The organism is Nesterenkonia flava, assembly GCF_031432335.1.
Classification (GTDB): Bacteria; Actinomycetota; Actinomycetes; order Actinomycetales; family Micrococcaceae; genus Nesterenkonia; species Nesterenkonia flava.
Map to the genome: position 1 here is coordinate 17,307 of NZ_JAVKGT010000023.1, position 23,899 is coordinate 41,205.

The 23,899-nt window shown below is 66.7% G+C and carries 24 protein-coding genes; 8 read left to right on the forward strand and 16 right to left on the reverse strand.

Translation table 11 applies throughout. The features are described 5' to 3' along the window. The first annotated feature begins 18 nt into the window (after nt 1–18). The 3 genes from purS to purL are packed head-to-tail and all read left to right on the forward strand — an operon-like array spanning nt 19 to nt 3,463. Nucleotides 19–282 carry a phosphoribosylformylglycinamidine synthase subunit PurS gene (gene purS / locus RH857_RS09370; protein WP_310537716.1) on the forward strand — a complete coding sequence of 88 codons (264 nt, stop codon included), beginning with the start codon at nt 19–21 and terminating at the stop codon, nt 280–282. Then, entirely contained in the window at nt 279–1,061 is a 783-nt protein-coding gene (gene purQ, locus RH857_RS09375) for a phosphoribosylformylglycinamidine synthase subunit PurQ (protein ID WP_310537717.1), read from the forward strand. The genes purS and purQ overlap by 4 nt, the downstream gene beginning before the upstream one ends. Continuing rightward, entirely contained in the window at nt 1,058–3,463 is a 2,406-nt protein-coding gene (purL, locus tag RH857_RS09380) for a phosphoribosylformylglycinamidine synthase subunit PurL (RefSeq protein WP_310537718.1), read from the forward strand. Before purQ ends, purL begins: the two co-directional genes overlap by 4 nt. Before the next feature lie 88 nt (nt 3,464–3,551). On the opposite strand, the gene RH857_RS09385 is transcribed toward purL, so the two are convergent. After that, complete coding sequence (locus RH857_RS09385; RefSeq protein WP_310537719.1) at nt 3,552–4,505, reverse strand: L-lactate dehydrogenase; 954 nt, start codon at nt 4,503–4,505, stop codon at nt 3,552–3,554. Nucleotides 4,506–5,034: 529 nt separating this feature from the next. Here RH857_RS09385 and RH857_RS09390 point away from each other — a divergent pair. Further along, nucleotides 5,035–5,520 carry a MarR family winged helix-turn-helix transcriptional regulator gene (locus tag RH857_RS09390; protein WP_310537720.1) on the forward strand — a complete coding sequence of 162 codons (486 nt, stop codon included), beginning with the start codon at nt 5,035–5,037 and terminating at the stop codon, nt 5,518–5,520. Then, a complete protein-coding gene (locus RH857_RS09395) occupies nt 5,517–7,664 on the forward strand; it encodes an MMPL family transporter (protein ID WP_310537721.1) in 2,148 nt (715 codons plus the stop codon). The genes RH857_RS09390 and RH857_RS09395 overlap by 4 nt, the downstream gene beginning before the upstream one ends. Before the next feature lie 52 nt (nt 7,665–7,716). Here RH857_RS09395 and RH857_RS09400 read toward each other — a convergent pair whose 3' ends face one another. The 4 genes from RH857_RS09400 to RH857_RS09415 form a co-directional block, all read right to left on the reverse strand. After that, a complete protein-coding gene (locus RH857_RS09400; RefSeq protein WP_310537722.1) occupies nt 7,717–8,481 on the reverse strand; it encodes an amino acid ABC transporter ATP-binding protein in 765 nt (254 codons plus the stop codon). Continuing rightward, complete coding sequence (locus RH857_RS09405; RefSeq protein WP_310537749.1) at nt 8,468–9,127, reverse strand: amino acid ABC transporter permease; 660 nt, start codon at nt 9,125–9,127, stop codon at nt 8,468–8,470. The genes RH857_RS09400 and RH857_RS09405 overlap by 14 nt, the downstream gene beginning before the upstream one ends. A gap of 62 nt (nt 9,128–9,189) precedes the next feature. Next, nucleotides 9,190–10,020 carry an amino acid ABC transporter substrate-binding protein gene (locus tag RH857_RS09410; protein ID WP_310537723.1) on the reverse strand — a complete coding sequence of 277 codons (831 nt, stop codon included), beginning with the start codon at nt 10,018–10,020 and terminating at the stop codon, nt 9,190–9,192. 166 nt (nt 10,021–10,186) lie between these two features. Next, entirely contained in the window at nt 10,187–10,663 is a 477-nt protein-coding gene (locus RH857_RS09415) for a flavodoxin domain-containing protein (RefSeq protein WP_310537724.1), read from the reverse strand. 144 nt (nt 10,664–10,807) lie between these two features. Between RH857_RS09415 and RH857_RS09420 the strand changes: the two genes are divergently transcribed. Then, nucleotides 10,808–11,056, forward strand: a complete 249-nt coding sequence (locus tag RH857_RS09420; protein ID WP_310537725.1) for a helix-turn-helix transcriptional regulator — start codon at nt 10,808–10,810, stop codon at nt 11,054–11,056. Between the two features lie 83 nt (nt 11,057–11,139). On the opposite strand, the gene RH857_RS09425 is transcribed toward RH857_RS09420, so the two are convergent. The 10 genes from RH857_RS09425 to RH857_RS09470 all read right to left on the reverse strand — a co-directional run bounded on the left by RH857_RS09425 (nt 11,140) and on the right by RH857_RS09470 (nt 21,085). Continuing rightward, the gene (locus RH857_RS09425) at nt 11,140–13,110 is read right to left on the reverse strand and encodes an NHL domain-containing thioredoxin family protein (RefSeq protein ID WP_310537727.1); all 1,971 of its coding nucleotides are present in this window, start codon (nt 13,108–13,110) and stop codon (nt 11,140–11,142) included. Further along, on the reverse strand, nt 13,103–13,948 hold the full coding sequence (locus RH857_RS09430; RefSeq protein WP_310537728.1) for a hypothetical protein: 846 nt from the start codon (nt 13,946–13,948) through the stop codon (nt 13,103–13,105). The genes RH857_RS09425 and RH857_RS09430 overlap by 8 nt, the downstream gene beginning before the upstream one ends. Further along, nucleotides 13,945–16,092, reverse strand: a complete 2,148-nt coding sequence (locus tag RH857_RS09435) for a bifunctional copper resistance protein CopD/cytochrome c oxidase assembly protein (protein ID WP_310537729.1) — start codon at nt 16,090–16,092, stop codon at nt 13,945–13,947. Before RH857_RS09435 ends, RH857_RS09430 begins: the two co-directional genes overlap by 4 nt. A gap of 144 nt (nt 16,093–16,236) precedes the next feature. After that, nucleotides 16,237–16,521 carry an HU family DNA-binding protein gene (locus RH857_RS09440; protein WP_044493282.1) on the reverse strand — a complete coding sequence of 95 codons (285 nt, stop codon included), beginning with the start codon at nt 16,519–16,521 and terminating at the stop codon, nt 16,237–16,239. 316 nt (nt 16,522–16,837) lie between these two features. Then, on the reverse strand, nt 16,838–17,143 hold the full coding sequence (gene rpsN, locus RH857_RS09445; RefSeq protein WP_310537730.1) for a 30S ribosomal protein S14: 306 nt from the start codon (nt 17,141–17,143) through the stop codon (nt 16,838–16,840). Between the two features lie 2 nt (nt 17,144–17,145). After that, nucleotides 17,146–17,313, reverse strand: a complete 168-nt coding sequence (gene rpmG, locus RH857_RS09450) for a 50S ribosomal protein L33 (protein ID WP_022872124.1) — start codon at nt 17,311–17,313, stop codon at nt 17,146–17,148. Further along, nucleotides 17,313–17,549 (reverse strand): 50S ribosomal protein L28, encoded by a 237-nt coding sequence (gene rpmB / locus RH857_RS09455; protein WP_310537732.1) that lies wholly within the window; start codon nt 17,547–17,549, stop codon nt 17,313–17,315. Before rpmB ends, rpmG begins: the two co-directional genes overlap by 1 nt. 235 nt (nt 17,550–17,784) lie before the next feature. Beyond that, a complete protein-coding gene (locus tag RH857_RS09460) occupies nt 17,785–18,522 on the reverse strand; it encodes a potassium channel family protein (RefSeq protein ID WP_310537733.1) in 738 nt (245 codons plus the stop codon). A gap of 72 nt (nt 18,523–18,594) precedes the next feature. Continuing rightward, nucleotides 18,595–20,025, reverse strand: coding sequence for an amidase (locus RH857_RS09465; RefSeq protein ID WP_310537734.1), 1,431 nt, complete (start codon nt 20,023–20,025; stop codon nt 18,595–18,597). A gap of 67 nt (nt 20,026–20,092) precedes the next feature. Next, nucleotides 20,093–21,085 (reverse strand): D-2-hydroxyacid dehydrogenase, encoded by a 993-nt coding sequence (locus tag RH857_RS09470; protein WP_310537735.1) that lies wholly within the window; start codon nt 21,083–21,085, stop codon nt 20,093–20,095. Nucleotides 21,086–21,190: 105 nt separating this feature from the next. Here RH857_RS09470 and RH857_RS09475 point away from each other — a divergent pair, with 105 nt between their 5' ends. Next, nucleotides 21,191–21,895: a GntR family transcriptional regulator gene (locus RH857_RS09475; RefSeq protein ID WP_310537736.1), complete on the forward strand. Its 705-nt coding sequence runs from the start codon at nt 21,191–21,193 to the stop codon at nt 21,893–21,895. A gap of 26 nt (nt 21,896–21,921) precedes the next feature. Beyond that, entirely contained in the window at nt 21,922–23,031 is a 1,110-nt protein-coding gene (locus tag RH857_RS09480; protein WP_310537737.1) for a hypothetical protein, read from the forward strand. Nucleotides 23,032–23,045: 14 nt separating this feature from the next. Here RH857_RS09480 and RH857_RS09485 read toward each other — a convergent pair whose 3' ends face one another. Further along, entirely contained in the window at nt 23,046–23,852 is an 807-nt protein-coding gene (locus RH857_RS09485; RefSeq protein ID WP_310537738.1) for a winged helix-turn-helix transcriptional regulator, read from the reverse strand. Nucleotides 23,853–23,899 lie beyond the last annotated feature (47 nt).

Sequence of the window (23,899 nt, forward strand, 5' to 3'; positions counted from 1 at the left end):
TCTCACGCAGGAGAATTCATGCCGCGCATCATCGTCGAGGTCATGCCCAAACCCGAGATCCTCGACCCGCAGGGCAAGGCCATCGTCAACGCACTCCCCCACCTGGGCTTCACCGACTTCTCCGGTGTCCGGCAGGGCAAGCGCTTTGAACTGACCGTCGACGGCGAGGTCACCGAGGAGATCCTCGAGCAGGCCCGCAAGGCCGCCGCCGAGATGCTCTCCAACCCGGTGATCGAAGACGTCGTCGCCGTCCGGGTCGACGAGGGTGACGCATCGGCATGAGCGTTGAGACTCCCCTGATCGGCGATTTTTCCTCCTCACCCGCCGAGGCGCTCGACGGCGCCCGCGTCGGCGTGGTCACTTTCCCCGGCACCCTGGATGACCGCGACGCCGCACGCGCCGTGCGCCTGGGTGGCGGCACCGCCGTGCCCCTGTGGCACGCGGACGACTCCCTGCACGGGGTCGACGCCGTGGTGCTGCCCGGCGGATTCTCCTACGGCGATTACCTTCGCGCCGGCGCCATTGCCCGCTTCGCTCCGGTCATGGGCACCCTGGTGAAGGAGGCCTCGGCCGGCTCGACGTCGTCGTCCCCCCTGCCGGTGCTGGGCATCTGCAACGGATTCCAGATCCTCACCGAAGCGCATCTGCTGCCCGGCTCCATGATCAAGAACAACCACCTGAAGTTCATCTGCCGGGACCAGGCGCTGCGCGTGGAGAATAACCAGACCGCGTGGACCAGCCAGTTCACCGACGACGAGATCATCGCCATCCCCCTGAAGAACCAGGATGGTCAGTACGTGGCCGACGACGCCACCCTCACTCAGCTCGAGGAGGAGGGCCGCGTGGTCTTCCGCTACGTGGGCGGCAATCCCAACGGCTCCCGCAACGACATTGCCGGGATCACCAATGAGGCCGGCAACGTGGTGGGGCTGATGCCTCACCCCGAGCACGCGGTGGAGGGCGGCTACGGCCCCGATGACACCACCGGCATGCGTAACGGCACCGACGGACTGACCCTGTTCACCTCCGTCATCTCATCCCTGGCAGGAGGCACCAAATGACCGAGCAGGCAGCTGAGCAGCCCACCGCTGCAGAGCAGACGGTCCAGGAGACGCAGTTCAACATCGACACCGTCGAGAACGCCTCCGCCACCCCGGACACCGACCTTCCCTGGGCCGAGCTGGGGCTGAAGGAGGACGAGTACCACCGGATCGTGGAGATCCTGGGGCGTCGCCCCACCGCCGCCGAGCTGGCCATGTACTCGGTGATGTGGTCCGAGCACTGCTCCTACAAGTCCTCCAAGGTCCACCTGCGCCAGTTCGGCGAGAAGGTTACCGAGGAGATGAAGAAGGACCTGATGGTGGGCATCGGCGAGAACGCCGGGGTCACCAACCTCGGTGACGGCTGGGCCGTGACCTTCAAGATCGAATCCCACAACCACCCCAGCTACGTGGAGCCCTACCAGGGTGCGGCCACCGGCATCGGCGGTATTGTGCGCGACATCATCTCCATGGGCGCCCGGCCGGTGGGCGTGATGGATCCCCTGCGCTTCGGCGACATCGACCACCCGGACACCAAGCGCGTGCTGCCCGGTGTAGTCTCCGGCATCGGCGGATACGGCAACTCCCTGGGCCTTCCGAACGTGGGCGGTGAAGTCGTGTTCGACTCCGTCTACCAGGACAACCCGCTGGTCAACGCCCTGGCCGTGGGCGTGATGCGGCACGAGGACATCCGGCTGGCCAATGCCTCCGGCGTCGGCAACAAGGTGGTGCTCTTCGGTGCCCGCACCGGCGGCGACGGCATCGGCGGAGCCTCCGTGCTGGCCAGCGAGTCCTTCGACGACTCCAAGCCCTCCAAGCGTCCAGCCGTGCAGGTGGGCGACCCCTTCGCCGAGAAGGTGCTCATCGAGTGCTGCCTGGAGCTGTTCAAGAACGAGCTCGTGGAGGGCATCCAGGACCTGGGCGCGGCCGGCATCAGCTGCGCCACGTCCGAGCTGGCCTCCAACGGCGAGGGCGGCATGCACGTGGAGCTGACCAACGTGCTGCTGCGCGACCCCACCCTGACGCCCGGCGAGATCCTCATGTCGGAGTCCCAGGAGCGCATGATGGCCGTGGTGACTCCCGAGAACACCGCACGGTTCGAAGAGGTCATGGCCAAGTGGGGCGTGGAGTACTCCTGGCTCGGCGAGGTCACCGACACCGGACGACTGATCATCGACTGGAACGGTGAGACGATCGTCGACGTCGATCCGCGCACCGTGGCCCACGATGGCCCGGTCTATGAGCGTCCCTATCACCGCCCCTCCTGGCAGGACGAGCTCCAGGCCGATACCTTCCGCGCCTCGGAGGCGGCCAAGGATCTGCCGAGCACGGCGGAGGAGCTGGGTGCCGCCGTCGTCGAGCTCATGTCGCAGCCCAATATGGCTGACGCCTCCTGGATCACCGATCAGTTTGACCGGTTCGTGGGTGGCAACACCGCGCTCTCCCAACCCGACGACGCCGGCGTGATCCGTGTGGACGAAGAGTCCGGTCTGGGCGTGGCGCTGTCCACCGACTGCAACGGGCGCTACGCCTACCTGGACCCCTATGCCGGGGCACAGCTGGCCCTGGCCGAGTCCTACCGGAACGTGGCGACCTCGGGAGCGATCCCCATGGCCGTCTCCGACTGCCTGAACTTCGGCTCCCCCGAGGACCCGGAGATCATGTGGCAGTTCGCCGAGGCGGTCCGAGGCCTGGCCGATGCCTGCATGGAGCTCGGCGTGCCGGTGACCGGAGGCAACGTCTCCCTGTACAACCAAACGGCCGGCCGCGCCATCCACCCGACCCCCGTGGTGGGCGTGCTGGGCAAGTTCGACGATGTCTCGCGCCGGACCCCCTCCGGATTCCAGCGCTGGGCCGATGGGCAGGCGATCTACCTCCTGGGCGTGACCCGCGATGAACTGGACGGCTCCGAGTTCGCCCGCATGCGCGGTCACCTGGGCGGCACTCCGCCGAAGGTGGACCTGGCCGCGGAGAAGGTCCTGGGTGAAATTCTCATCAACGCTTCCCGCGACGGAATGATCGACTCCGCCCACGATCTCTCCGAAGGTGGCCTGGCCGCAGGACTGGCCGAGATGAGCCTGCGCTTCGGCGTCGGAGCGCGCGTGGCCATCGATGAGCTGTGCGAGCGAGACGGCATCGACCCGTTCACCGCACTGTTCAGCGAATCCCAGGCTCGGGCACTTGTTGCCCTGCCGCGTTCGGAGGAGCTGCGCTTCACTGATATGACCACCGCCCGCGGCGTCTCCGCGATCCGCATCGGCGTGGTGGATGCGGAGTCCGGTGGCCTTGAGGTGACCGGTCCCTTCGAGGACGGCAGCTTCGCCATCGCCCTCGATGAGCTGAAGGAGGCGTGGAGCAGCGTGCTGCCCAGCCGCTTCGACACCCTGATCGAGGCCACCGAAGCCGTGCGTCAGGAGAAATAACCTTCGCCGCGGCGCTGCGCCGCTGCGTTCCTCGGGGCGGGCTGGTCGCTAAGACCGGATCCCGCCTCGGGGTGCATCTGGGGACGTCTCAGACCCCGAGGGATGCCTGTACGGAGAGCAGCGTCTGGGCGGAGGAGCGCAGAAGCTGCGCCTCAGCGTCGGAGAACGGCGTGGTCAGTACCGGCTGCGCCCCGCCGGCCGAGACCACGGACGGCAGGGAGAGCGCGGTGCCGCTGATGCCGAGGAAATCGTCAACAACGCTGCTCACCGGCAGGATCGCGTGCTCATCGCGCAGGATGGCCTCCACAATGCGCACCGCGGAGAGCCCGATGCCGTAGTTGGTGGCTCCCTTGCCGGCGATCACCTGGTAGGCGGCGTTGCGCACCTCATCGGTCAGTGTCGCCAGTTCTCGGGGTTCGAAGACCCGCTGGCCCTGACGCTCCCACTCCAGCAGCGGAGTGACACCGATAGTCGCCGCGGACCACAGGGGGAACTCCGTATCGCCGTGCTCACCGACGATGTGGGCGTGCACGCTGGAACGCGCCACGCCAGCGCGCTGAGCCAGCTTCCAGCGCAGCCGGGCCGTGTCCAGCACAGTTCCGGAGGAGAAGACCCGGTGCGGGGGCAGTCCGGAGACGCGCTGGGCGGCAACGGTGAGCACGTCGCAGGGGTTGGTCACCAGCAGGTAGATCGCCTCGGGAGCACGCTCCAGCAGCTGGGGCATCATGCTCCGCAGAATCTCGACATTGGTGCCGGCCAGATCCAGCCGGGTCTGGCCGGGACGCTGCTTGGCTCCGGCGGTAATGACGACGACGTCGGCCCCCTCCACGTGCGCAAGGTCTGCTCCGCCGTCGATATCGGTGGCACCGGTGAACTGGCTGCCGTGGGCGAGGTCCAGCACCTCGGCCTGTACCTTCGCTTCGTCAATGTCGTAGAGCCGCACATGCCGGGCCACACCCCGGATCATGGCGGCATAGGCCGTGGCGGTGCCCACGCTTCCTGCGCCCACTATGGCCAGGGTGGAGTTCTCGATAGCGCTCATGCGGCAAGCCTACACACGCATCCGCGAGTGGGAAGGTTCGGTCAGGAGGAGGCGGCCAGGGCCTTCAGCCATCGCCGACTCTGACGGGGGCTGCGCAGGCGCACCACGCTCAGATTCGCAAAAGCGACCTTCAAAGGTCGGAACCACAGGCTTCAGCGCGTCCCGGGTCCGCCACCCCCACCGAATCACGGGGTCGGCATCGGTGAAGAACGTGTGCAGGGCAGGCTCGACGTTCCCGTTCCACAGCTCGCGGCGTTCTAGCCGGCGCTTCACCGTGCGCCGCACAAGTCGCTGCATCTGCACCCGTGCGGGATAGTCCAACCACACCAGAGTGTCCGCGCGGGAGCCCCAGAATCTCCGCCATCTGCGTGCACAGAGTGGTCTTGCCCGAGCCGCTGGCACCGGCGACGGCAATGCGACGCGGGGTCCAGGTGATCGGCTGCTCAGCGGTGCGCACTGGCCAAGCCTCATAGCCGCCCCCTCGCCTCAAGAATTAACTAGATGATCTAACTACCTGTACCATCAGGGCATGTACGACGACGTCGCCACTTTGCGCACACTGCAGGCCATTCAGGTGCTCAACGACTCTCTGGACCGGATGCACAGCAACCTCACACGTGCCATGGGAATGCACACCTCGGACCTGCGGGCCCTGCGCATGCTGGCGATCCGGGAGCAGCAAGGCAGCACGGTGACCCCACACGCGCTGGCCGCGCACCTGGGCATCACCACGGCCGCGGCAACCTCCCTCGTCGACCGTCTGGTTGCTCAGGGATACGCCCAGCGGCAGCGGCATCCACACGACGGCCGCTCGCGCATAGTGATTCTGACCCCGCGCGCCCGTCAGCACTTCTTTCAGCACTTCGGGGGGCATCTGCAAGCAATGCGCGAACTGATGGAACCCATGGACACCCCTACCCTGCACAGCATCGCGGAGTTCCTCGAGGCTCTCGCAGCCCGAGTAGTAGATCCGTCCGGCACCGCACCAGCTCTCCACGAAAGGGACTCCCCATGACCCCCGCAGAGTCACAGCCGGTCACCCGGCGCAGCATGCGCCGCGCGCGATCCCATCCACGAGGGCTGCGCATCCTCCTGCCCGCGGTGCTGGCGGTGGTATGGCTAGCGTGGACCGCGTGGGGCGGACAGACGTTCGGGAACCTGTCCGAGGTCACCACCAATGACCAAGCCACCTTCCTCCCGGCCGATGCGGAGTCCACCCGCGCCCTGGAGCTCCAGGAGCGCTTCAGCGACCAGGACGCCGTCCCCGCGACCATCGTCGCGGAGTTCAGCGACGGTGAGCTCACCCCAGAGGCGATGAGCAGCGCGGAGGACCTCGCTGAGCAGGCAGCTCAGGTGGAGGGTGCGGACCAGGTCATCCCGCCCCAGCCCTCCGAAGACGGTGCGGCCCTTCAAATACTGGTCCTGCTGGATGAGGAGGCCGCGGAGAACGGGGCCCTGGAGGAGCTGCGCGATCTGGTGACCGAGACCTTCGACGAAGACCAGTGGCAGGCCTATGTCACCGGTCCAGCCGCCCTCTCAGCGGATCTGTCGGGGGCGTTCGCCGGGATTGACGGCATCCTGCTGCTAGTGGCAGTGGCCGCGGTGTTCATCATCCTCATCATCGTCTACCGCTCCGTGCTCCTGCCGGTTCTGGTGCTGCTGTCCTCTGTCGGAGCGCTGTGCGCGGCCATCACTGTGGTCTTCTTCATGGCCCAGCAGGGCTGGATCCAGCTCAACGGCCAGGTGCAGGGCATCCTCTCCATCCTGGTCATCGGCGCCGCCACCGACTATTCCCTGCTCCTGGTGGCCCGGTACCGCGAGGAACTGGGGCGTTCCGAGAACCGGTTCACCGCACTGGGAACCGCCGTGCGACGCTCGGCTCCGCCCATTCTGGCCTCCGGAGGCACCGTGGCGGTGGCCCTGCTGTGCCTGCTCTTCTCTGACCTGAACTCCAACCGGGCATTAGGACCGGTGGCCAGCACGGGCATCGTCTTCTCCATGGCTGCCACCCTGACGTTCCTGCCCGCACTGCTTGCGCTGACAGGTCGGCCAGCGTTCTGGCCCAAGGTGCCCCACGTGGAGACCGACACCTCAGCCTCCCAGTACACGCTGTGGCGCCGGACAGCCGGAATGGTGCGCCGCCGTCCGCGCACCGTCTGGGTGGTGGTCACCCTGCTGCTGCTAGTCAGTGCCGCCGGAGTCACCCAGCTGAAGGCCAGCGGCGTGCCCCAGTCGGATCTGGTGCTGGGCCAGACGGATACCCGTGACGGACAGGCGCTGCTTGAGGAGCATTTCGACGCCGGCACAGGCGCCCCCACCTCCGTTTTCGTCGACGCCGGTGAGGCGCAGGAGGCCCTGGACCTGGTCTCCGGCACCGACGGCGTGGCCAGCGCCTATCTGGTGGCTGAGAATAATGCTCCCGCCGGCGATCCTCAGCAGGCCCATGAGGTCGACGGCGTCGTACAGATCTCCGCCACCCTGGACAGCCCCGGGGACTCGCTGGAGGCCGAGGAGACCGTGCGTCAGCTGCGCGCCGAGCTGGCTGAGCTGGAATCTGAGGCGTTGGTCGGCGGCACTACCGCCACGCAGCTGGACACCAACGACACCGCCCAGCGCGATCTCCTGGTGATCATCCCCCTGGTGCTGGTGGCGATCACCGTGATCCTGGTGCTGCTGCTGCGCTCGGTGGTGACTCCGCTGCTGCTGCTGAGCACCACCGTGCTCTCATACCTCTCGGCGCTGGGAATCTCCGCACTGGTCTTCAACCACGTCTTCGACTTCCCCGGTGCCGATGCGAGCGTGCCCCTCTTCGGCTTCATGTTCCTGGTGGCACTCGGGGTCGACTACAACATCTTCCTCATGACCCGCGCCCGGGAGGAGACGCCCGAACACGGACCCGCTGAGGGAGTGCTGCGCTCGCTGGTGGTCACCGGCGGGGTCATCACCAGCGCCGGCATCGTGCTGGCGGTGACGTTCATGGCGCTGGCGGTGCTGCCGCTGATGTTCATGGTGCAGCTGGCGTTCCTGGTGGCGGTGGGAGTCTTCATCGACACCTTCATCGTCAGGACCCTTCAGGTGCCGGCGCTGTGCGTGCACGTCGGTCGCGGCATCTGGTGGCCCTCCCGCCTGAGCCGCAAAGACCTCACCCCAGCTTCCTGAGCCCCGCCAAGGGGAGGCCCGCTCGGCGCGTGGGATCCAGGGAACCCGGGCCTCAGAAGGGGTTCAACAGCCGGTGCACAAAACGGCGGGTGCGCTCCTGGCTCGGGGCGCGCAGAACCTCACTCGCGGGGCCTTGCTCCACCACGACGCCGCCGTCCATGAAGACCACCTGATCTGCCACCTCGCGGGCGAAGGTCAGCTCATGGGTGACCAGCACCATGGTCCACCCCTCCTCAGCCAGCTCCTTGATCACGGTGAGCACGTCGCCGACCAGTTCGGGATCCAGAGCGGAGGTCGGCTCGTCGAAGAGCAGCAGCGAGGGGCGCAGCGCCAGGGCACGGACAATGCCGACCCGCTGCTGCTGTCCGCCGGAGAGCTGATGCGGATAGTGGTCCCGCCGCTCGGAAAGTCCCACCCGGGCCAGCAGCTCCTCCGCCTCGGCGACGGCCTCGGCCTTGGGGCGCTTCTGGACCTGGACCGGGCCTTCGATGACGTTCTGCAGCACCGTCATGTGAGGGAAGAGGTTGTAGGACTGAAAGACCATGGCGCTGCGGGTCCGCAGGCTCTCGCGCTCCCTCTGCGAGGTCCGGGGGCCAAAGGTCACCGCCGGTCCGCCCTCGAAGGCCACGGTGCCGGCGTCGGGCCTCTCCAGGCCGTTGAGGCAGCGCAGCACGGTGGTCTTACCGGAGCCGGAAGGTCCGATGAGCGCCGTGACTTCGCCGGGGCTGACGCTGAGGTCGATCGAGGACAGCACGGTGTTCTCACCGAAGGACTTCTGAAGGCCCGTGACCTTCAGAAGCGGGCTACTTGGCGACATAGCGGTCGAGTCTCCTTTCCAACCGGCCCTGACCTATCGAGAGGACCAGACAGAAGACCCAGTAGATCGCTGCAGCCTGGAGGTACAGAGCCATGAACTCGAACGTGGAGGCCGAGATCTGCTGGGCCACCCGGAACATCTCGGTGACCAGGATCAGGGAGGCCAGCGAACTGTCCTTCACCAGGGAGATGAAGGTGTTCGACAGCGGGGGCACGGAGACCCGCGCGGCCTGCGGAAGGATCAGCCGCTTCAGCGACTGCGTCCGGGACATGCCGATGGTGTACCCGGCCTCCCACTGCCCCTTGGGCACCGAGAGGATCGCCGCGCGAATGACCTCGGCAGCGTAACCGCCCACGTTCAGCGAGAAGGCGATGATGGCGCTGGGCCAGGGGCTGATGGTCACCCCTATGGAGGGCAGCCCGTAGAAGATGACGAACAGCTGCACCAACAGCGGGGTGCCGCGGATGACCGAGATATAGGTCCGGGCCAGCCAGGAGACCAGCGGGTTGCTGCTGATGCGCATCAGTGCCACCACCAGCGCGATCACCAGACCAATCGAGAAGCTGGCCAGGGTCAGCGGAATGGTCCCGGTGAGTCCGCCCTTGAGCATCGGCCAGAAGGAGCTGACCACCAGCTCCCAGTCGATGTCCACGTCAGTGATGCCTTCCGTCGAGGTCCTGGCGCAGCGCCTGAGCGCTGCGCATCCGGTTACTGGGAGACGTCAGCGCCGAAGTACTTCTCGCTGATCTCACTCAGAGTACCCTCCTCGGCCAGCTCTGCCAGAGCCTCATCCACGGCGTCCACAAGAGAATCGCTGCCCTGACGGAAGATGAAGGCCGCGTAGGAGTGGTCCTCGGTTTCGGCGGCGATCTTGATGTTCTGGTTGTCCTCAGTGGCCTGGTAATCCAGGTAGGTGAGCTTGTCGTTGATGGTCGCATCCACGCGACCCTGCTCCAGCAGCGCCACGGCCTGAGCCCAACCCTCCACGGCCTCCACCTCGGCACCGGACTCGGTGGCCAGCTCGTACCAGTTCGAGGTCAGCGACTGTGCCGTCGTCGCGCCGTCGAGGTCTTCGAAGCTGGAGATGTCGTTGTTCTCCGCCAGAGTCACGATCACTCCGTTGGAGACGGTGTAGGGCTCGGAGAAGAGGTAGTTCTCCTGGCGCTCTTCGGTGATGGAGACCTGGTTGGCGATGACGTCGAAACGGGCGGAGTCCAGTCCGGCAAACATGGCGTCCCACTGGGTCTCCTGGAACTCGACGTCGACGTCGAGCTTCTCAGCAACGGCCTCGATGATCTCCACGTCATAGCCGGTCAGCTCGCCGGAGCCACCCTCGTGGTAGGAAAAGGGCCGGTAGGTGCCCTCCGTACCTACCGTCAGCACGCCGGCTTCCTGCACCTCTTCAAGGGTCAGGCCGGAGGCTTGCTCTTCCGGTCCCTGATCGGGGCCTTCGGTCGGGGCGGAGTCCCCGCCGCAGGAGGACAGTGCCAAAGCGGCAATGCCGGCAACGGCAAGGGAAGTGCAGCGGCGGATGCTCATGAGGATCGGGGCCCTTTCTGGCACAACGGGAAGCGTGCGACGAGGGAGTACGCTACACCCGCCAAAGCCAGAAAGGGGAGTTTGTGTTACGCCATAAGACAACCGCGCGAGACCCCAGCTCAAAGCCCCGTGTCAGGGGCACCTACGCGCGGAATCCGCGGCGGGGTCAGTTGATTCCGTAGGCGAGCAGACCGTGGGCCCAGTCCTCGATCGCGGGCCAGTCCCGCAGATCCGTGTCAGTGGGCGCCTTGGCCACCTTCAGCTGCAGCTTCTCGAAGAAGCTGAGCTTCTCGGAATCGATAGCACCGCGGAAGTAGGCGATTTCACGGTGCGGGAACTGCTTGAGCCGGGCTGTGAGCTCCGGCGCGAGGGACTCGCCGCCGCCTACGGCGAAGAGGAACAGAGGCTTACCGGTCAGCTCAGTGCGGTGCGCCTCCAGAAAGAGGGTGCCCTCGCCCAGGAGCTTCTGGCGGTAGACGGGGATGCCGACGACGACGTTGTCGGTCTCGTACAGCCACTTCCCGGCCTCCCCGACGTCCTTGACGTGGGCGGAGACTCCGCGGGCGCTCAGCGTAGCGGCGATCCGTTCGCCGATCTCCGCAGTGGAGCCGTGCTTGCTCGCCACAACGACCATGGTGGTCATAGGGTCATCCGCCTTTCGCCTGGGACTGGAGGTCTTCCCCCGAGCTTATCGAATCAACCCGCACCAGGGACACCATCCGGAGCGCGACGCGAGGCGCGTCAACTCTCCTTGACATTTCATGTCAAGTTAAGTTGTCATTGAGTCATGCCCCCCGATAACACCCCCTGGCTTCACCCCGTGAAGTCGCACCGTAAGAGCCTGCGCCTGACACAGGCCGAGCTGGGCCAGCGGGTGGGCGTGAGCCGCCAGACCATCGTGGCGCTGGAGCGCGGAGACTATGCCCCCAGCGTTTTCCTGGCCCTGCGCATCGCAAGGGTTCTGGGCTCGACCGTTGAGGACCTCTTCGGTCAAGCAGAAGAAGCAGGCCGACAGCCCAGGGAGGGCACCGCATGACATGAAGAGGACGAGACCATCACGCTACGGCCGGCGGGCGCATGGTCGAGCGCCGTTCCCCGCAGTGTTTTATCTGAACTGGCCTACTTGATGCCGCGCAGATCCAGTTCCAGCTGGGTCTCGGCGCCCTCTTCCAGAGTCACCGGAATGCCCCAGTCCTGCTGATAGAGATGGCAGGCCGCATGCATGGGGATCTCTTCCCCCGGGGCACCGTCACAGGCTGCCGCCCGGGCGGTGATGTGCAGAACGCCCTGAGGGACCTCAGAGTTCAGCCGCAGTGTGCGCTGCAGGCCTTCGGAGGTGCCTGCACCCTCGGTGATGAGTTCTGGCGGGGTCGAGGAGACCTGCAGCTGGGTGGGATCGCCCCATCGATCATCGAGCTTCTGCCCGGAAGGTGCCGAGAAGCCGATGCTGAGTCGGAACTCCCCCGGTGCCACTGCGGTGGCCGGACGCTGAGTCTGGGACGCTCCTTCGTCCACGGTGAGGTACTCCTCGGGCACGGCGATGCGCACGAGCTGGTGGGCATTGGTCTCAACCACCAGAAGAGTGGCGCCGTCGGCATCCAGCAGCACGTCGGAGGGCTCGTTGAGACCTCGCGCCACGGTGGAGACCTCCGCGGGGACGGTCGAGCCGTCTGCTGCGGTGTGCTCCCCGCGCCAGCGCCTGATAGCGCCGTTGTAAGTGTCGGCCACCAGCACCGAGCCGTCGGGAAGAGCGGTCACGCCCAGCGGATGCTGCAGCCGCGCCTGCGCCGGGTCGCCGTCGCGGAACCCGAAGTCAAACAGCCCCTCTCCGATGAGCGTCTGCGTCACAGGTGCGTGCGGATTCTCGGCGACTTTGAGCACGCGCAGGCTAGAGGTCTCGGAGTCAGCGATCCAGACATTGCCCTCGGCGTCCTGGGTCAGTCCTGAGGTCTGGGCGTACCAGGCCTCGTCGGCGGCGCCGTCGAGCAGCCCCTCCAGACCGGTGCCCGCATAGACGGCGATCTCCGAGGTGAGGAGATCGAAGCTGAAGATCTGATGCGTGCCGGCCATGGCGATGATGACGCGCTGGGCGGCCTCGCTCCAGAGCACATCCCAGGGTGAGGACAGGGAGACGTTCAGAGGGTCGGTGCCGAGGGAGCCGACCACCACCGCGCCCTCACGGGTGCGCTCGGCATCCAGCAGGCGCTGCACGCCATTGCCGGCCAGGGTGATGACCTCACCCGTGGCGGCCCGGATACCGCGCAGACGATGGTTGACGGTGTCGGCGACGATGACGTCGTAGCCGACCTGCTGCGCAACCTCTGCCGGAAGCAGCGCCAGCCCCTGGGGCTCGGTGAACTGCGCGCTCTCGGCGTCGCCGTCGGCATAGCCCTTCTCTCCGGAACCCCAGGAACGGGTCACGGTCTCCAGGTCCTCGGCGAGCTCCACAATGCGGTGGTGGCCCGTGTCAGCAACGAGGAAGCGCCCGGCGGAGTCCTCTCCGCCCAGAGCCCGGTCCACGGGAACGGCCTTGCCGGGGAAGCGCAGGGTGCGGCTGACTGGCTCGGGCGGGACATAGGGGCCGGAGCCGCGGTGCAGGGTGCCCTTGGCCTCGTGCTCAGCTACCAGCTCCTCCACCAGGGAGGTCAGACCCGCCACGTGGCCCTCGCCGGCGAGGGTCGCGGCGATGTAGCCCTCGGGGTCGATGACCACCAGGGTAGGCCAGGCACGGGCGGAGTAGTTCTGCCAGGTGACCAGCTCCGGGTCATCCAGCACGGGATGCTCAATCTCATAGCGCTCCACGGCTGCGGCAAGCGCGTCGGGGTCCGCCTCGTGCTCAAACTTGGGAGAGTGCACGCCCACGGTGACCAGCACGTCATGGAAGCGCTCCTCGAGGGGCCGCAGCTCATCAAGCACGTGGAGGCAGTTGATGCAGCAGAAGGTCCAGAAGTCGAGGATGACCACCTTGCCGCGCAGATCCTCAAGGGTGACCTGCTTGCCGCCGGTATTCAGCCAGCCGCGGCCGATCAGCTCAGAAGCGCGCACGCGGGCGCTGCGTCGGATCGCTTCGGTCGGTGCGGTCTCAGTCATCGGTAGTCTCTCCTAGCGCTGCCAGCGTCTCTTCAGTGATGGCCTCGGCGATCTGCGTGAACTCTTCAGAGCCCGCTGCCGACTCTCCCATAAAGGAGACCATCACGACGTCGTCGTCCTGAGGGGTGAACAGGATCTGGGCGGTTTCTGTTCCAGCCGGGGACTCAGCCCCGGCGGCGCGCCGTTCCCAGACGAATGCCGTGGTGTCCGGAAGATCAGCCTGGAGCTCCGGTTCGGAGATTTCCAGCACAAAGTCCCCGTCGTCCGTGGAGAATTCCACCTCCGAGCAGGAGGCGATGAGCTCCTCGACGGCCTGCTGGTACTCCTGAGCCCTGTCTCGGTCGTCCTGGTTCTCCAGGGGGGCAACTTCCAGGCTTCCCTGGCCGGCGAAGGTCTGCGCAGCGAAGTCCACACGTGCGGCGTCGGTCTCCAGCAGCAGTGGGGACCAGCCGTCAGCAAGTAGCGGGTCTGCGCACTCTGCCGGAGTGACCTCAAGGGCCTGGCGCTCTTCGAACGGGTCAGTCATCTGCTCGCGGTAGTAGTCCCGAGATTCCTTCGGCATGAATCCGGCCGCATCGAAGCCGTAGCTGGCCGCACGCTCGGCTCCGGCGGCTGCCGCAGCCACGGCATGCTCTGCGCCCGCCGGGTCCGGGGCCTGGGTCTCACCCTCGGGAACCTCGTCATCCTGTCCGCAGGCTGTCAGCAGGGCGAGCCCGCCCACCAGTCCCAGGGCGGCGAGCCGGCGGCGCCCGCGGTGACCGGGCATGATCCCCGGCGCAGAGGCGGGCCCGGGTTGCTGAACGGGCTCGTCGGTGCCTCGTGGGGCGGGGTGATTCATCGGCTCTGATTCCTCTCTGCCATGGCGGCGAACATTGCGTTGTACTCTTCCAGCTCGGCCTCGCCGGTGCGGTCAGCCTCTCGGTCCAGGCGTGTGGACTCACGCTTGTCATCGCGGGACCACTGGACCATGGCGATGACGGAGAGCAGCACCGCCGGCACCTCCCCCAGACCCCACATCAGCTCGCCACCGTGCTGCTGATCATCCAGGGCCGGGAACCACCCGTGGCCCATATTGCCGAACCATTCGGCCTGGATGAGGCTGTCCGCCCCGGAAATCGCCACCGCGAGGAAGGCGTGGAAGACCATCGTGGCCAGCAGGATGATCACGCGCATGAAATGCGGCGGTCGCGAGGGCAGCGGGTCGCGCCCCACCAGCACCAGCGCAAAGATGTAGCCGGTGAGCAGGAAGTGCAGCGTCATGAAGATGTGCCCCAGGTGGTACTCCAGGGAGAGCCCGAAGAGCGGGGTGTAATAGAACAGGACGATCGAGCCACCGAAGTTCACCGCTGCCACAATCGGGTGGGTAACGATCTTGGACCAGGTGGAGTGCACCAGCCACAGAATCCACTCCCTGGCCCCGCGGGTTCCGTCAGTGCGCGAGGGCAGAGCGCGCATCGCCAGGGTCACGGGTGAGCCCATGACCAGGAAGATGGGCGCCACCATGGTCAGTGTCATGTGCTGGATCATGTGTCCCGAGAACAGGACCATGCCGTAGACCGCGGGACCTCCGGAGGTGATCCAGAACAGGACCGTCAGGCCCACCAGCCAGGAGACGGTGCGCATGACGGGCCAGGAGATGCCTCGCCGGCGGACCTGAACGAAGGCGCGGACGTACCAGATGGCGAGGAAGGCGATGACTGCGACCCAGAGCCAGTCGATGCGCCATTGGGTCAGGTAGTTGACCAGGCTGGGCTCCGGCGGCAGGTCATAGCCGGTGAGTGTGCGGGCGGGTGTCGCGTCGGGAGGAAGATCCTCGGGCACCGGCGGGGAGGTCCGTCCCAGTACAGCGCTGATGCCGATCACCGCAGACATCAGAGCGATTTCGACGACGATGAGCTGCCACAGCAGCCGAACGGTGGAGACGGAGGTGACTGCGCCGCCGTCGTACTTGCGCGCGGGCTTGGCACCGGCGCCGGCGAGAGGGCCAGCAAGGCGCGGAATGATCCAGGCCCGGTGCATCCAGCCGATGCCCGCCAGAAGCAGGGTCCCGGTGGCTTTCAGCACGAGCATGAGGCCATAAGGAGTGGTCAGCAGCTGGGCGGGAGTTTCCACACGCAGGGCGCCGTTGATGATTCCCGAGGCGGCCACGGTCACCAGGCTGAGAGCCGCCAGCAGGGAGTAGCGGCGCAGCAGAGTCCCCAGCAGCTCTGGCCCGCCCTGGTCGCGCGCGGTGAGGGTCTCGGCGGTACGGCGGATCTCCGGCGCCAGCAGGGCCAGCACCACCAGTCCGCCCACCCAGATCACGACGCCGAGCAGGTGCAGTCCCAGCGAATTGACGGCAGCGGTGTGGTCGTCTCCGGAGGCGGAGTGGCCGACCATGGCCATGGGCACAATGGCACCCAGCCCGAGGGCCCCGATGAAGCCGACGGCGGCGGGGTTCCGGAAGGCGGTGATCAAGGTGGAGAAGAGCCCGGCGATGAGCACGATGGCCATCCAGGCCTGCCCTGTGGCGATCCCCGTGACGTACCCGAAGAAGCCCGAGGAGAAGCTTTCAGAAGCCGAGAGTCGCAGCCCGGCCAGGGAAGAGAAGCTCAGCACCAGCACGGCGATGGCGGCCACAGTCCAGACCACCGAGGCGATGGTGGCGATCTGCAGGGCACGGGCGTAGAGCGGGTGCTCCTGCGCAGCAGCACCCGCGGAGCTCTGCTGGCGCTTCTGCTGACGGACGCGGGGCCCGGTGCGGGCGGGGATGGCCACCGCGGCCAGGACGGCGGCGGCCACCGCGGTGGCCATGGCCAGATGGTGAACGTAGCGGGCCACCGGCAGGCCCCAGTGGGTGACGGCGCCGGGGTCCGAAATGGCATCGGTCTGCCCCACGCCGGTGAGCAGACCGGCTGCGGTCAGCGTCAGCAGACCAAGGCACAGTGCGGCCGCGGTCAGAGGCAGGGGGGCGACCCAGGTACGGGCAGGGGCTTGGGCCATGGAGGGAATTCTACGCGCGGTAGAACACGCGGCGCATATCGCCGGTGCTGACCGCACAGACAGACGACGACGGCTCCCCGCCTCAGCAGGAGGAGGGGAGCCGTCGTCGTGTGTACTAGCGTGACGCTAGCGGAGCGTGAAAGCTCACTTGCCGGAAGCAGCAGCCTTCAGCTTGGAGCCTGCGGAGAGCTTCACGGAGTAGCCGGCGGGGATCTGAATGGTCTCGCCGGTCTGGGGGTTGCGGCCGGTGCGGGCGGCACGCTCGGTGCGCTCCACGGAGAGCCAGCCGGGGATGGAGACCTTCTCGCCCTTGGAGACCTGCTCGGTGAAGACCTCGAAGACGGCATCCAGCACGCCGTTGACGGCGGCCTGGGAGTTGCCGGACTTCTCGGCGACGGCTGCGACGAGCTCGCTGCGGTTCAGTGCCATAACTGTGTCCTCCTGGACTGTTCTCTTGCTGTCCCGTGAGCGCCACACTTCCGCGTCATTCCGCGGCAGAAGGGCTTATTCCGGGCTTTCAGTCTGGCAACTTACCACGGTGGGCCGTCCGGAACCGCCAAAAACAGGCGTTTTGCGGCGAGTTGGCGGGGTTTCGTCCACTGGCGAACGCAATCGGGGGCAGAATGCGGCACCGCACCGCCTGCGCGCGAGCTTTGTCGCTTCCTGGGAACACACAAAGGGCAGCACCCCCGAAGGGATGCCGCCCTGTGCTCAGCGGGTCAGGCTGGCCGCTCTCTTGACGGTATTACCAAGAAGACTTGGTGATACCAGGGAGCTCGCCGCGGTGAGCCATATCGCGGAAGCGGATACGGCTGATGCCGAACTTCTGGAAGGTGCCGCGGGGGCGACCGTCGATGCTGTCGCGGTTGCGGACACGGATCGGGGAAGCGTCGCGGGGCAGCTTCTGCAGGCCCACGCGAGCTGCCTCGCGCTCTTCGTCAGATGCGTTGGGGTCAACGAGGGTCTTCTTCAGCTGGGCGCGCTTCTCGGCGTAACGCTCAACGATGACCTTGCGCTGCTCGTTCTTTGCGATCTTGGACTTCTTAGCCATGATCAGCGCTCCTCTCGGAAGTCGACGTGCTTGCGGACCACAGGGTCGTACTTCTTCAGCACGATGCGGTCAGGGTTGTTGCGGCGGTTCTTGCGGGTCACGTAGGTGAACCCGGTGCCGGCCGTCGACTTCAGCTTGATGATGGGACGTACGTCCTTGTCTTTTGCCATTAGAGCTTCTCACCACGCTTCAGAAGGTCGGCGACGACGGCGTCGATACCGCGGACGTCGATGGTCTTGATGCCCTTGACGGACAGGTTCAGGGTCACTTTGCGGCCCAGCGAAGGCACCCAGTAGGTCTTCTTCTGGATGTTCGGGTCGAACCGGCGCTTGGTGCGGCGGTGCGAGTGGGAGATCTGATTGCCGAACTGCGGCGTCACTCCCGTCACCTGGCAACGTGCTGCCATGATCACTCCTCTTGGATGAAAGTACGTAGATGTATTTATTGCATTCACCGTGACGTACGAGGACGACCAGGCTGGGTGAGATCCAACCGAAGTGCCTTGCGTGCGCACGGAGGCCCCTCTGATTACTCAGGCAGCTTCCGTGCAGACGGTGCAAAATCGTTCGCCGCACTGTTTTCCGGCGCCTACCCCTTTCAGCAAAAAGGGCACAGCACAGCTCGGCAGACAAAGATCAATCTTAGCCAGAAGCGCCTGATCCCCGCAACTGCGCGGATTCGCGCTCACGGTCATCCTCGGTGGCGCTTTCACGCGTCTCCGCCTCGGCGGCGTTCTCCGCGGACTCCCGGACCTTCTCCACGAACCAGCTGGCCAGGGTCGCAGTCACCGAGCCGATGAGTCCCAGGCCGGCGATCATCAGGCCCACCGCGATCCAGCGTCCCAGATCGGTGACCGGGTAGTGGTCACCGTAGCCAACGGTAGTGATGGTGACCACCGCCCACCAGGTGGCATCCCCGAAGGAGGTGATGTTGGCCTCGGGATGGTTCTGCTCGGCATCCAGGATGGCCAGTGCCGCGATGAGCACCAGCAGAGCCGAGGTGAAGCCGACGTAGAGCGTAATCTTGCCCCGCAGCGCCGCGCCCGCCGAGCGCTGCAGTACGTGCAGCAGAGTCACCAGGCGCAGCAGACGCAGGGGCCGGAGAAACGGCAGCACCACGATCGCCAGCTCGTGCAGGTGCGTGATGAACCACTGCTTAGTGTGGGGCACGAGCACGAGCGAGACCACGTAGTGGACCGCGAAGATCACCCAGATGACGTTCATGGTGACTTCCGGCCAGTCCGTGTCGGTGATCCGCAGATTGCCGATCACCACATAGGCATAGACGCCCAGGAAGATCAGGGAGATGCCCGCCATCGGCCACTCGGTGAGGGTGGACCAGCGGTCGAACGCGGCGCGGTTGTTCCAGATCTTCCCCATGCCATCAGCCTAACCAGGAACTGCCGCCGGTCCCCCGTCGAGGGCGCCGAGGCCTCACCGCTCGCTGAGGGCCTACCTAGAGGCGCGCTGGACTGCGGTCGCAGGCCGCGTGAACTTCTCTCCGGAGGCCACCTCATAGGCCCGAGCCGCGCGCAGCGCCAGCCGATCCTGAGTGCGCGCAGCCACGAACTGCAGCCCCACGGGCAGACCGCCACCCTCCCCGGACGCCGTCACACCACAGGGCACAGAGACCGCCGGCTGCTGGGTCATGTTGAACGGGTAGGTGTAGGGAGTCCAGGAGGTCCACAGCTCGGACCTCCACCCTTCGGGTGCCTGACGCGTGCAGTCGAAGGCGGTGATGGGCATGGTGGGGGTCACCAGCAGATCATAGGTTTCGTGAAACGCGCCCATCCTGACTCCCATCGCCATGCGCACCGCCGTGGCGTCGAGGTAGTCCCCGGCGGTGGCGCCGGCATACTCCTCGATGCCGGCCCGCAGTCCAGGGTCGATCTCCCCCAGAGCATCTGGTCCGTAGACTTCCAGGACCTTGGCGGCGCCGGTGAACCACAGCACGTGAAAAGCCTCCACCGGGTCATCGAAGCCCGGATCGACCTGCTCGACGATGGCACCGGCCTCCTCCAGCAGCCCCACCGCTTCGGCGACCAGGCGCTCCACCTCGGGATCGTTCTCCCCATACCCCAGGGTTGGTGAGTAGGCGATGCGCAGCCCAGAGATTCCGTCGTCGAGCCCTGCGGTGAAGGTGGTCTGAGGGGTCGGCAGGGCCGACCAGTCACGGGAGTCGAATCCGGAGATGATGTCCAGCAGCAGGGCGGTATCGGTCACCGTGCGGGTCATCGGCCCCGCGTGAGCCAGCGTCCCGAACGGGGATGAGGGAAACATCGGCACCGTCCCGTACGTGGGCTTGATGGCCACTGTGCCGGTGAATGACGCGGGAATGCGGACTGAGCCGCCACCGTCGGTGCCCACCGACCAGGGCCCCATCCCGGCTCCGACTGCGGCGGCGGATCCCCCCGAGGAACCGCCCGACGTCGTGCGGGGATCCCAGGGGTTGGAGGTCGCGCCGGAGCGCAGACAGTCAGTGGTGCCCTTCCAGGCGAACTCCGGGGTGGCGGTCTTGCCCAGCAGCACCGCTCCGGTCTCCTTCAACCGGGCCACGCAGGGGGCGTCGTAATCCCAGGGACCAGATTCGTCGATGAGCTGAGTTCCACGCAGCGTGGGCCAGCCGGTCGTGGCGAAGATGTCTTTGATGGACGTCGGAACCCCGTCACCTGGTCCCAGCGTTTCCCCGGCGGCCCAGCGGGCGGCGGAGGCCGCTGCCGCATCCAGGGCCGCGTCCCGGTCCACCAGCACGAAGGCGTTGAGCTCGGCGTCACGCGCCTCGATCCGGTCAAGCGCCGCTTCTGCCGCATCGACCGGAGTGAACTCTCGCGCCGCGTAGCCCTCCAGCAGCTCTGCGGCTGTCATCTCTGCCAAGTCCGTCATGGCCCCTCCTCCCTACAGTGTTGACGCACCCACAAGCCCGCGGGTGCGGCGAGGCCGGCGGCCTCCATCAGTGTCTGGGCACGTAGCCCTTCCTCTTATCCACCACATTGCGCAGCGGCTCCCCCGCCAACCAGCGTTCAGCGTTGTCCAGGAACTGCTCGGCCAAGGCCGGTCGCCAACCGACCACGTCCCCGGACATATGGGGGCTGATCAGCACGTTCTCCAGCTCCCAGAGTTCGGAGTCGGCCGGCAGCGGCTCGGTGGCGAAGACGTCCAGGGAGGCAAACCCCACAGGCCCGTTCTTCAGGGCGCTGACCAGGGCCGGTTCGTCCACGTGCTCTCCCCGGCCGATGTTGACCAGATGCGCCCCGGGCTTCATGGCCGCCAGGACCTCTGCGCTGATCAGGCCCCGGGTGGCCGGAGTCAGGGGCGCGGCGTTGACCACAGTGTCGGCCCATCCCACGTGGGCGGCAAGCTCATCGGAAGAGAACACCTCACCGAAATCCTCGTCCTGGGTCCGGGCCCTGCGCCCGACTCCCCGGACCTCGATTCCCACCGCGCGCAGCAAACGGGCGATCTCCCGACCGATGGCGCCGGTGCCGATCACCAGTGCAGTGGTTCCCGTGACACGTGCGGTCTCACGGTGCTGCCAGCGCTTCTCACTCTTGTGCCGGTATCCGAGGGCGAACTGCTTGGCTTCAGCCAGGATGGCGCCGAGGACCCATTCCGCGATGGGTCGGTCAAAGACGCCCTGGGCGTTGGTCACCGTGACCTCGGACTCCACGAGCTCCTCAAACAGAAGCTTGTCGACGCCGGCGGCGGAGACATGGATCCACTGCAACGCATCCGCCTGATTCCATACCTCCGCCACATCACGGGAGAAGGCGTGCCACAGGAAGAGGGCATCGGCACCGCGCAGGGCCGGTCCCAGCTCGTCGGCCTGGACGCAGCGAACCTCGGCTCGCCCGGCGAGCCGCTCCAAGCCCGGGGGAACATGATGGGAGACCTCGGAGTCCGCGGGAGAGCACAGGACGGTGATCACGGGCAAGGGGTCTGACATGTTGCTAGGCTAGGGATCCCGATTGCAGATTGTCAACAATCTTTGCGATCATGGAGGGATACCACCCACCCAACCCCACCACCCCGACGACGCGGAGCGACTTTCATGACGGCAACCCCGACATTCCAGCAGGTCAGACGGGAGTCCACGGCATCCCTGATCACCCGCCAGCTACGCGAGGGCATCATGTACGGCCACCTCGCCCCCGGCTCGCAGCTCTCCGAGGCGGCACTGGCCTCGAGCTTCGGGGTCAGCCGCGGCCCCCTGCGTGAGGCGATGCAGCGCCTGGTCCAGGAGGGCCTCGTGCTGGCCTCTCCCAACCGCGGGCTCTTCGTGAAGGAGCTGGATCAGGAGGAGATTCGCGACCTCTACTCCGCACGAACGGTCCTGGAATCCGCGGCCGGCCGCCTCATCATCCGCGAGCAGGGCCCGGTCCCCGCCGTCGTCGCTCTGCGTGAGGCCTACGACGCGATGCAGACTGCAGCCGAAGCGGGAGATCTCACCGCTCTCTCGGACGCAGACTTCCACTTCCACGAGGTGCTGGTCGCCGGCGCCGGGAGCCCGCGTCTGCGTCGCATGCACGACACCCTCATGGTCGAGACCCGCATGTGCCTCACCGCCCTTCAGGACACCTACCGCGACCCCGAGGAGCAGGTCCAGGAGCACAAGGACATCGCAGAGGCCATCGCCGAGGGTGACGAATCGCGCATGATGTCCGCGATCGAGGAGCATATGAACGAGGCGCTGACCCGCCTGATCAGCGGGCAGTCCACTCCGGAGCCTGTCTCACACCCCGCCCCCGCGCCGTGACCGTACTCTCCCGTAGACTGGGGGTTATGTATTCGCCGAGGCCCGCCGCGCGCGCTTCCGTGGCCGCCGCCGTCCTCGCTGGCGCCCTGCTGATGGGAGCATCAGCTGCTCACGGTTCCACATCCTCGGAGCCCGCGCTCGTCGAGACGACCCCTGAGCTGATGGCCGCATCTGCCCCGACGGCCCTTCAGGAAGACCTCGACGAGGACGAGGACGACGACGACCTCGACGAGGACGCCCCGGCGACTGAGACTCCTGCTGCAGAAACCCCCGGGACGGACCAAGACTCCCCGGGGACCGAATCCCCGGAGGAGGAGACCGAGGAACCCGAGACGGGCGAGGACGACGATGGACTGCCGCAGGAAGAGTTCCACGTGACCTGCTCCGGTGCCATTCTGAACGCCGGGGAGACGCACACCGTCCAGTGCAATACATCTCCCGGCGCCAGCCTCTCGCTGGGCTCCACAGCCTCCCAGGTGGGTGGAACGGTCTCCCTCTCGGGCTCGGACATCACTTATACGGCACCGGCGGCCTACCGAGGCACGGGTCAGGACCTCTTCACCGTGATCGCCGCCGGTCCCGACGGCCAGGAGGCCAGAACCCAGGTGATCTTCACGGTGCACGGCAACGCCACGGACCCGGGCACCCCGGCGACCACCCCTCCCCCGACCGAGGCGGCACCGCCTGCGGCTCCCGACTCCCCCACCTCCGGGACGCAAAACCCGGACAACGGAACAGGGCCCACGTCTCCCGGGATGCCCACGCAGCAGAGCCCCACCTCCGGAACGACCTCCCCCGGCGCCCCGACCTCCCCCAGTCCGACGGCGACCAGCTCTGCCCCTTCCTGGAGCGAGAGCCCGCTGACGTTCTTCCCGCTGCCCGGCTTCCCGCAGTTGGATCAGGACATCCCTGAGGGCCCCCAGGCCACAGCTTCCGCCTCACCGGAGGGACCTGAGGAGACCTCCGAGGAGGACGACGAGGCTGCCGAGTCCGACGCCGACCGGGAGGATGAGGACGAGAACTACGGCGATCTGGCCGAAACGGGCATGGGGACTGCGGGATGGGCTGCGCTGACCGCTGCTGTGGCACTCCTGCTGGGCGGCATTGCGCTGCTGCTCAGCCGGCGGACCGCCTGAGCGTTGCTTTCCGCTCAGCCCGCCGAGTCGGCTGAGTCCGCGGACTCTGAGGACGCCGCGGCCGGGCGCAGCACGTAGCCGGCCCCGCGCACCGTGTGGATCATTTTGGGATGCTCCGCCTCGATCTTCTTGCGCAGATACGAGATGTAGAGCTCGACGATGTTGGCCTGCCCGGCAAATTCGTACTCCCAGACCTGCTGCAGAATTTCCGCCTTGGGCAGCACCGTGCGGGCGTGGCGCATCAGCAGCCTCAGCAGCCGGAACTCGGTATCGGAGAGGTCAATGTCCTGACCCGCACGCGTCACGGTCCGGGTTGAGGTGTCCAGCTCAAGATCACCGACCACGAGACGTTCACCGTCGCGACGCTCCGGCAGCCGGCCGGTGAGCAGATGCAGGCGGGTCAGGGACTCCTCGATGTCGATCGTGCCGCTCATATGGTCATCCCCGGGCGTGCACAGGGTAAGAATCTCCTCACGAGAAGCTCCGGCGTCGAACCAGAAGAGGGCAGCGGACTCTGCGGCCTCCTCACGCAGGGCAGCCGCGGCGTCCTCGAGACCCGCAATGCGGCGACTGGTGCGGGCGTCAATGACGAACAGCGCCGCGTGGTCTTCCCTGGCGGCCTCCAGCGCCAGAGACCCGGAGGATGCCTGGAGGACTTTCACATCCAGGCCCCGCAGCCGCTGGGCCAGCTCGTTGCTGGCCGGGGAAGGACCGGCGAGCATCAGCACCGGAGAGGAAATCCTCAGGGACACCGCGGCATGGGGCTCAGGGGCCTCTCCCGCGTCTTCTCCCTGGGCACCGGGCACACCGTTCATGTCCATGCGCCCTCCCCACGTGGTCTCGACTCACACAGCCGCTGTCCAGATGA

What these genes read in the sequence shown, in the direction of transcription:
- RH857_RS09440 (WP_044493282.1), bottom strand. Translation starts at nt 16,521, where the DNA reads ATGGCACTGAACCGCAGCGAGCTCGTCGCAGCCGTCGCCGAGAAGTCC.
- RH857_RS09460 (WP_310537733.1), bottom strand. Translation starts at nt 18,522, where the DNA reads ATGGGGAAGATCTGGAACAACCGCGCCGCGTTCGACCGCTGGTCCACC.
- RH857_RS09485 (WP_310537738.1), bottom strand. Translation starts at nt 23,852, where the DNA reads ATGGACATGAACGGTGTGCCCGGTGCCCAGGGAGAAGACGCGGGAGAG.
- RH857_RS09385 (WP_310537719.1), bottom strand. Translation starts at nt 4,505, where the DNA reads ATGAGCGCTATCGAGAACTCCACCCTGGCCATAGTGGGCGCAGGAAGC.
- purQ (WP_310537717.1), top strand. Translation starts at nt 279, where the DNA reads ATGAGCGTTGAGACTCCCCTGATCGGCGATTTTTCCTCCTCACCCGCC.
- RH857_RS09480 (WP_310537737.1), top strand. Translation starts at nt 21,922, where the DNA reads ATGTATTCGCCGAGGCCCGCCGCGCGCGCTTCCGTGGCCGCCGCCGTC.
- purL (WP_310537718.1), top strand. Translation starts at nt 1,058, where the DNA reads ATGACCGAGCAGGCAGCTGAGCAGCCCACCGCTGCAGAGCAGACGGTC.
- RH857_RS09470 (WP_310537735.1), bottom strand. Translation starts at nt 21,085, where the DNA reads ATGTCAGACCCCTTGCCCGTGATCACCGTCCTGTGCTCTCCCGCGGAC.
- RH857_RS09475 (WP_310537736.1), top strand. Translation starts at nt 21,191, where the DNA reads ATGACGGCAACCCCGACATTCCAGCAGGTCAGACGGGAGTCCACGGCA.
- RH857_RS09425 (WP_310537727.1), bottom strand. Translation starts at nt 13,110, where the DNA reads ATGACTGAGACCGCACCGACCGAAGCGATCCGACGCAGCGCCCGCGTG.
- purS (WP_310537716.1), top strand. Translation starts at nt 19, where the DNA reads ATGCCGCGCATCATCGTCGAGGTCATGCCCAAACCCGAGATCCTCGAC.
- rpmG (WP_022872124.1), bottom strand. Translation starts at nt 17,313, where the DNA reads ATGGCAAAAGACAAGGACGTACGTCCCATCATCAAGCTGAAGTCGACG.
- RH857_RS09415 (WP_310537724.1), bottom strand. Translation starts at nt 10,663, where the DNA reads ATGACCACCATGGTCGTTGTGGCGAGCAAGCACGGCTCCACTGCGGAG.
- rpmB (WP_310537732.1), bottom strand. Translation starts at nt 17,549, where the DNA reads ATGGCAGCACGTTGCCAGGTGACGGGAGTGACGCCGCAGTTCGGCAAT.
- RH857_RS09465 (WP_310537734.1), bottom strand. Translation starts at nt 20,025, where the DNA reads ATGACGGACTTGGCAGAGATGACAGCCGCAGAGCTGCTGGAGGGCTAC.
- RH857_RS09435 (WP_310537729.1), bottom strand. Translation starts at nt 16,092, where the DNA reads ATGGCCCAAGCCCCTGCCCGTACCTGGGTCGCCCCCCTGCCTCTGACC.
- RH857_RS09400 (WP_310537722.1), bottom strand. Translation starts at nt 8,481, where the DNA reads ATGTCGCCAAGTAGCCCGCTTCTGAAGGTCACGGGCCTTCAGAAGTCC.
- RH857_RS09390 (WP_310537720.1), top strand. Translation starts at nt 5,035, where the DNA reads ATGTACGACGACGTCGCCACTTTGCGCACACTGCAGGCCATTCAGGTG.
- RH857_RS09430 (WP_310537728.1), bottom strand. Translation starts at nt 13,948, where the DNA reads ATGAATCACCCCGCCCCACGAGGCACCGACGAGCCCGTTCAGCAACCC.
- rpsN (WP_310537730.1), bottom strand. Translation starts at nt 17,143, where the DNA reads ATGGCTAAGAAGTCCAAGATCGCAAAGAACGAGCAGCGCAAGGTCATC.
- RH857_RS09420 (WP_310537725.1), top strand. Translation starts at nt 10,808, where the DNA reads ATGCCCCCCGATAACACCCCCTGGCTTCACCCCGTGAAGTCGCACCGT.
- RH857_RS09410 (WP_310537723.1), bottom strand. Translation starts at nt 10,020, where the DNA reads ATGAGCATCCGCCGCTGCACTTCCCTTGCCGTTGCCGGCATTGCCGCT.
- RH857_RS09395 (WP_310537721.1), top strand. Translation starts at nt 5,517, where the DNA reads ATGACCCCCGCAGAGTCACAGCCGGTCACCCGGCGCAGCATGCGCCGC.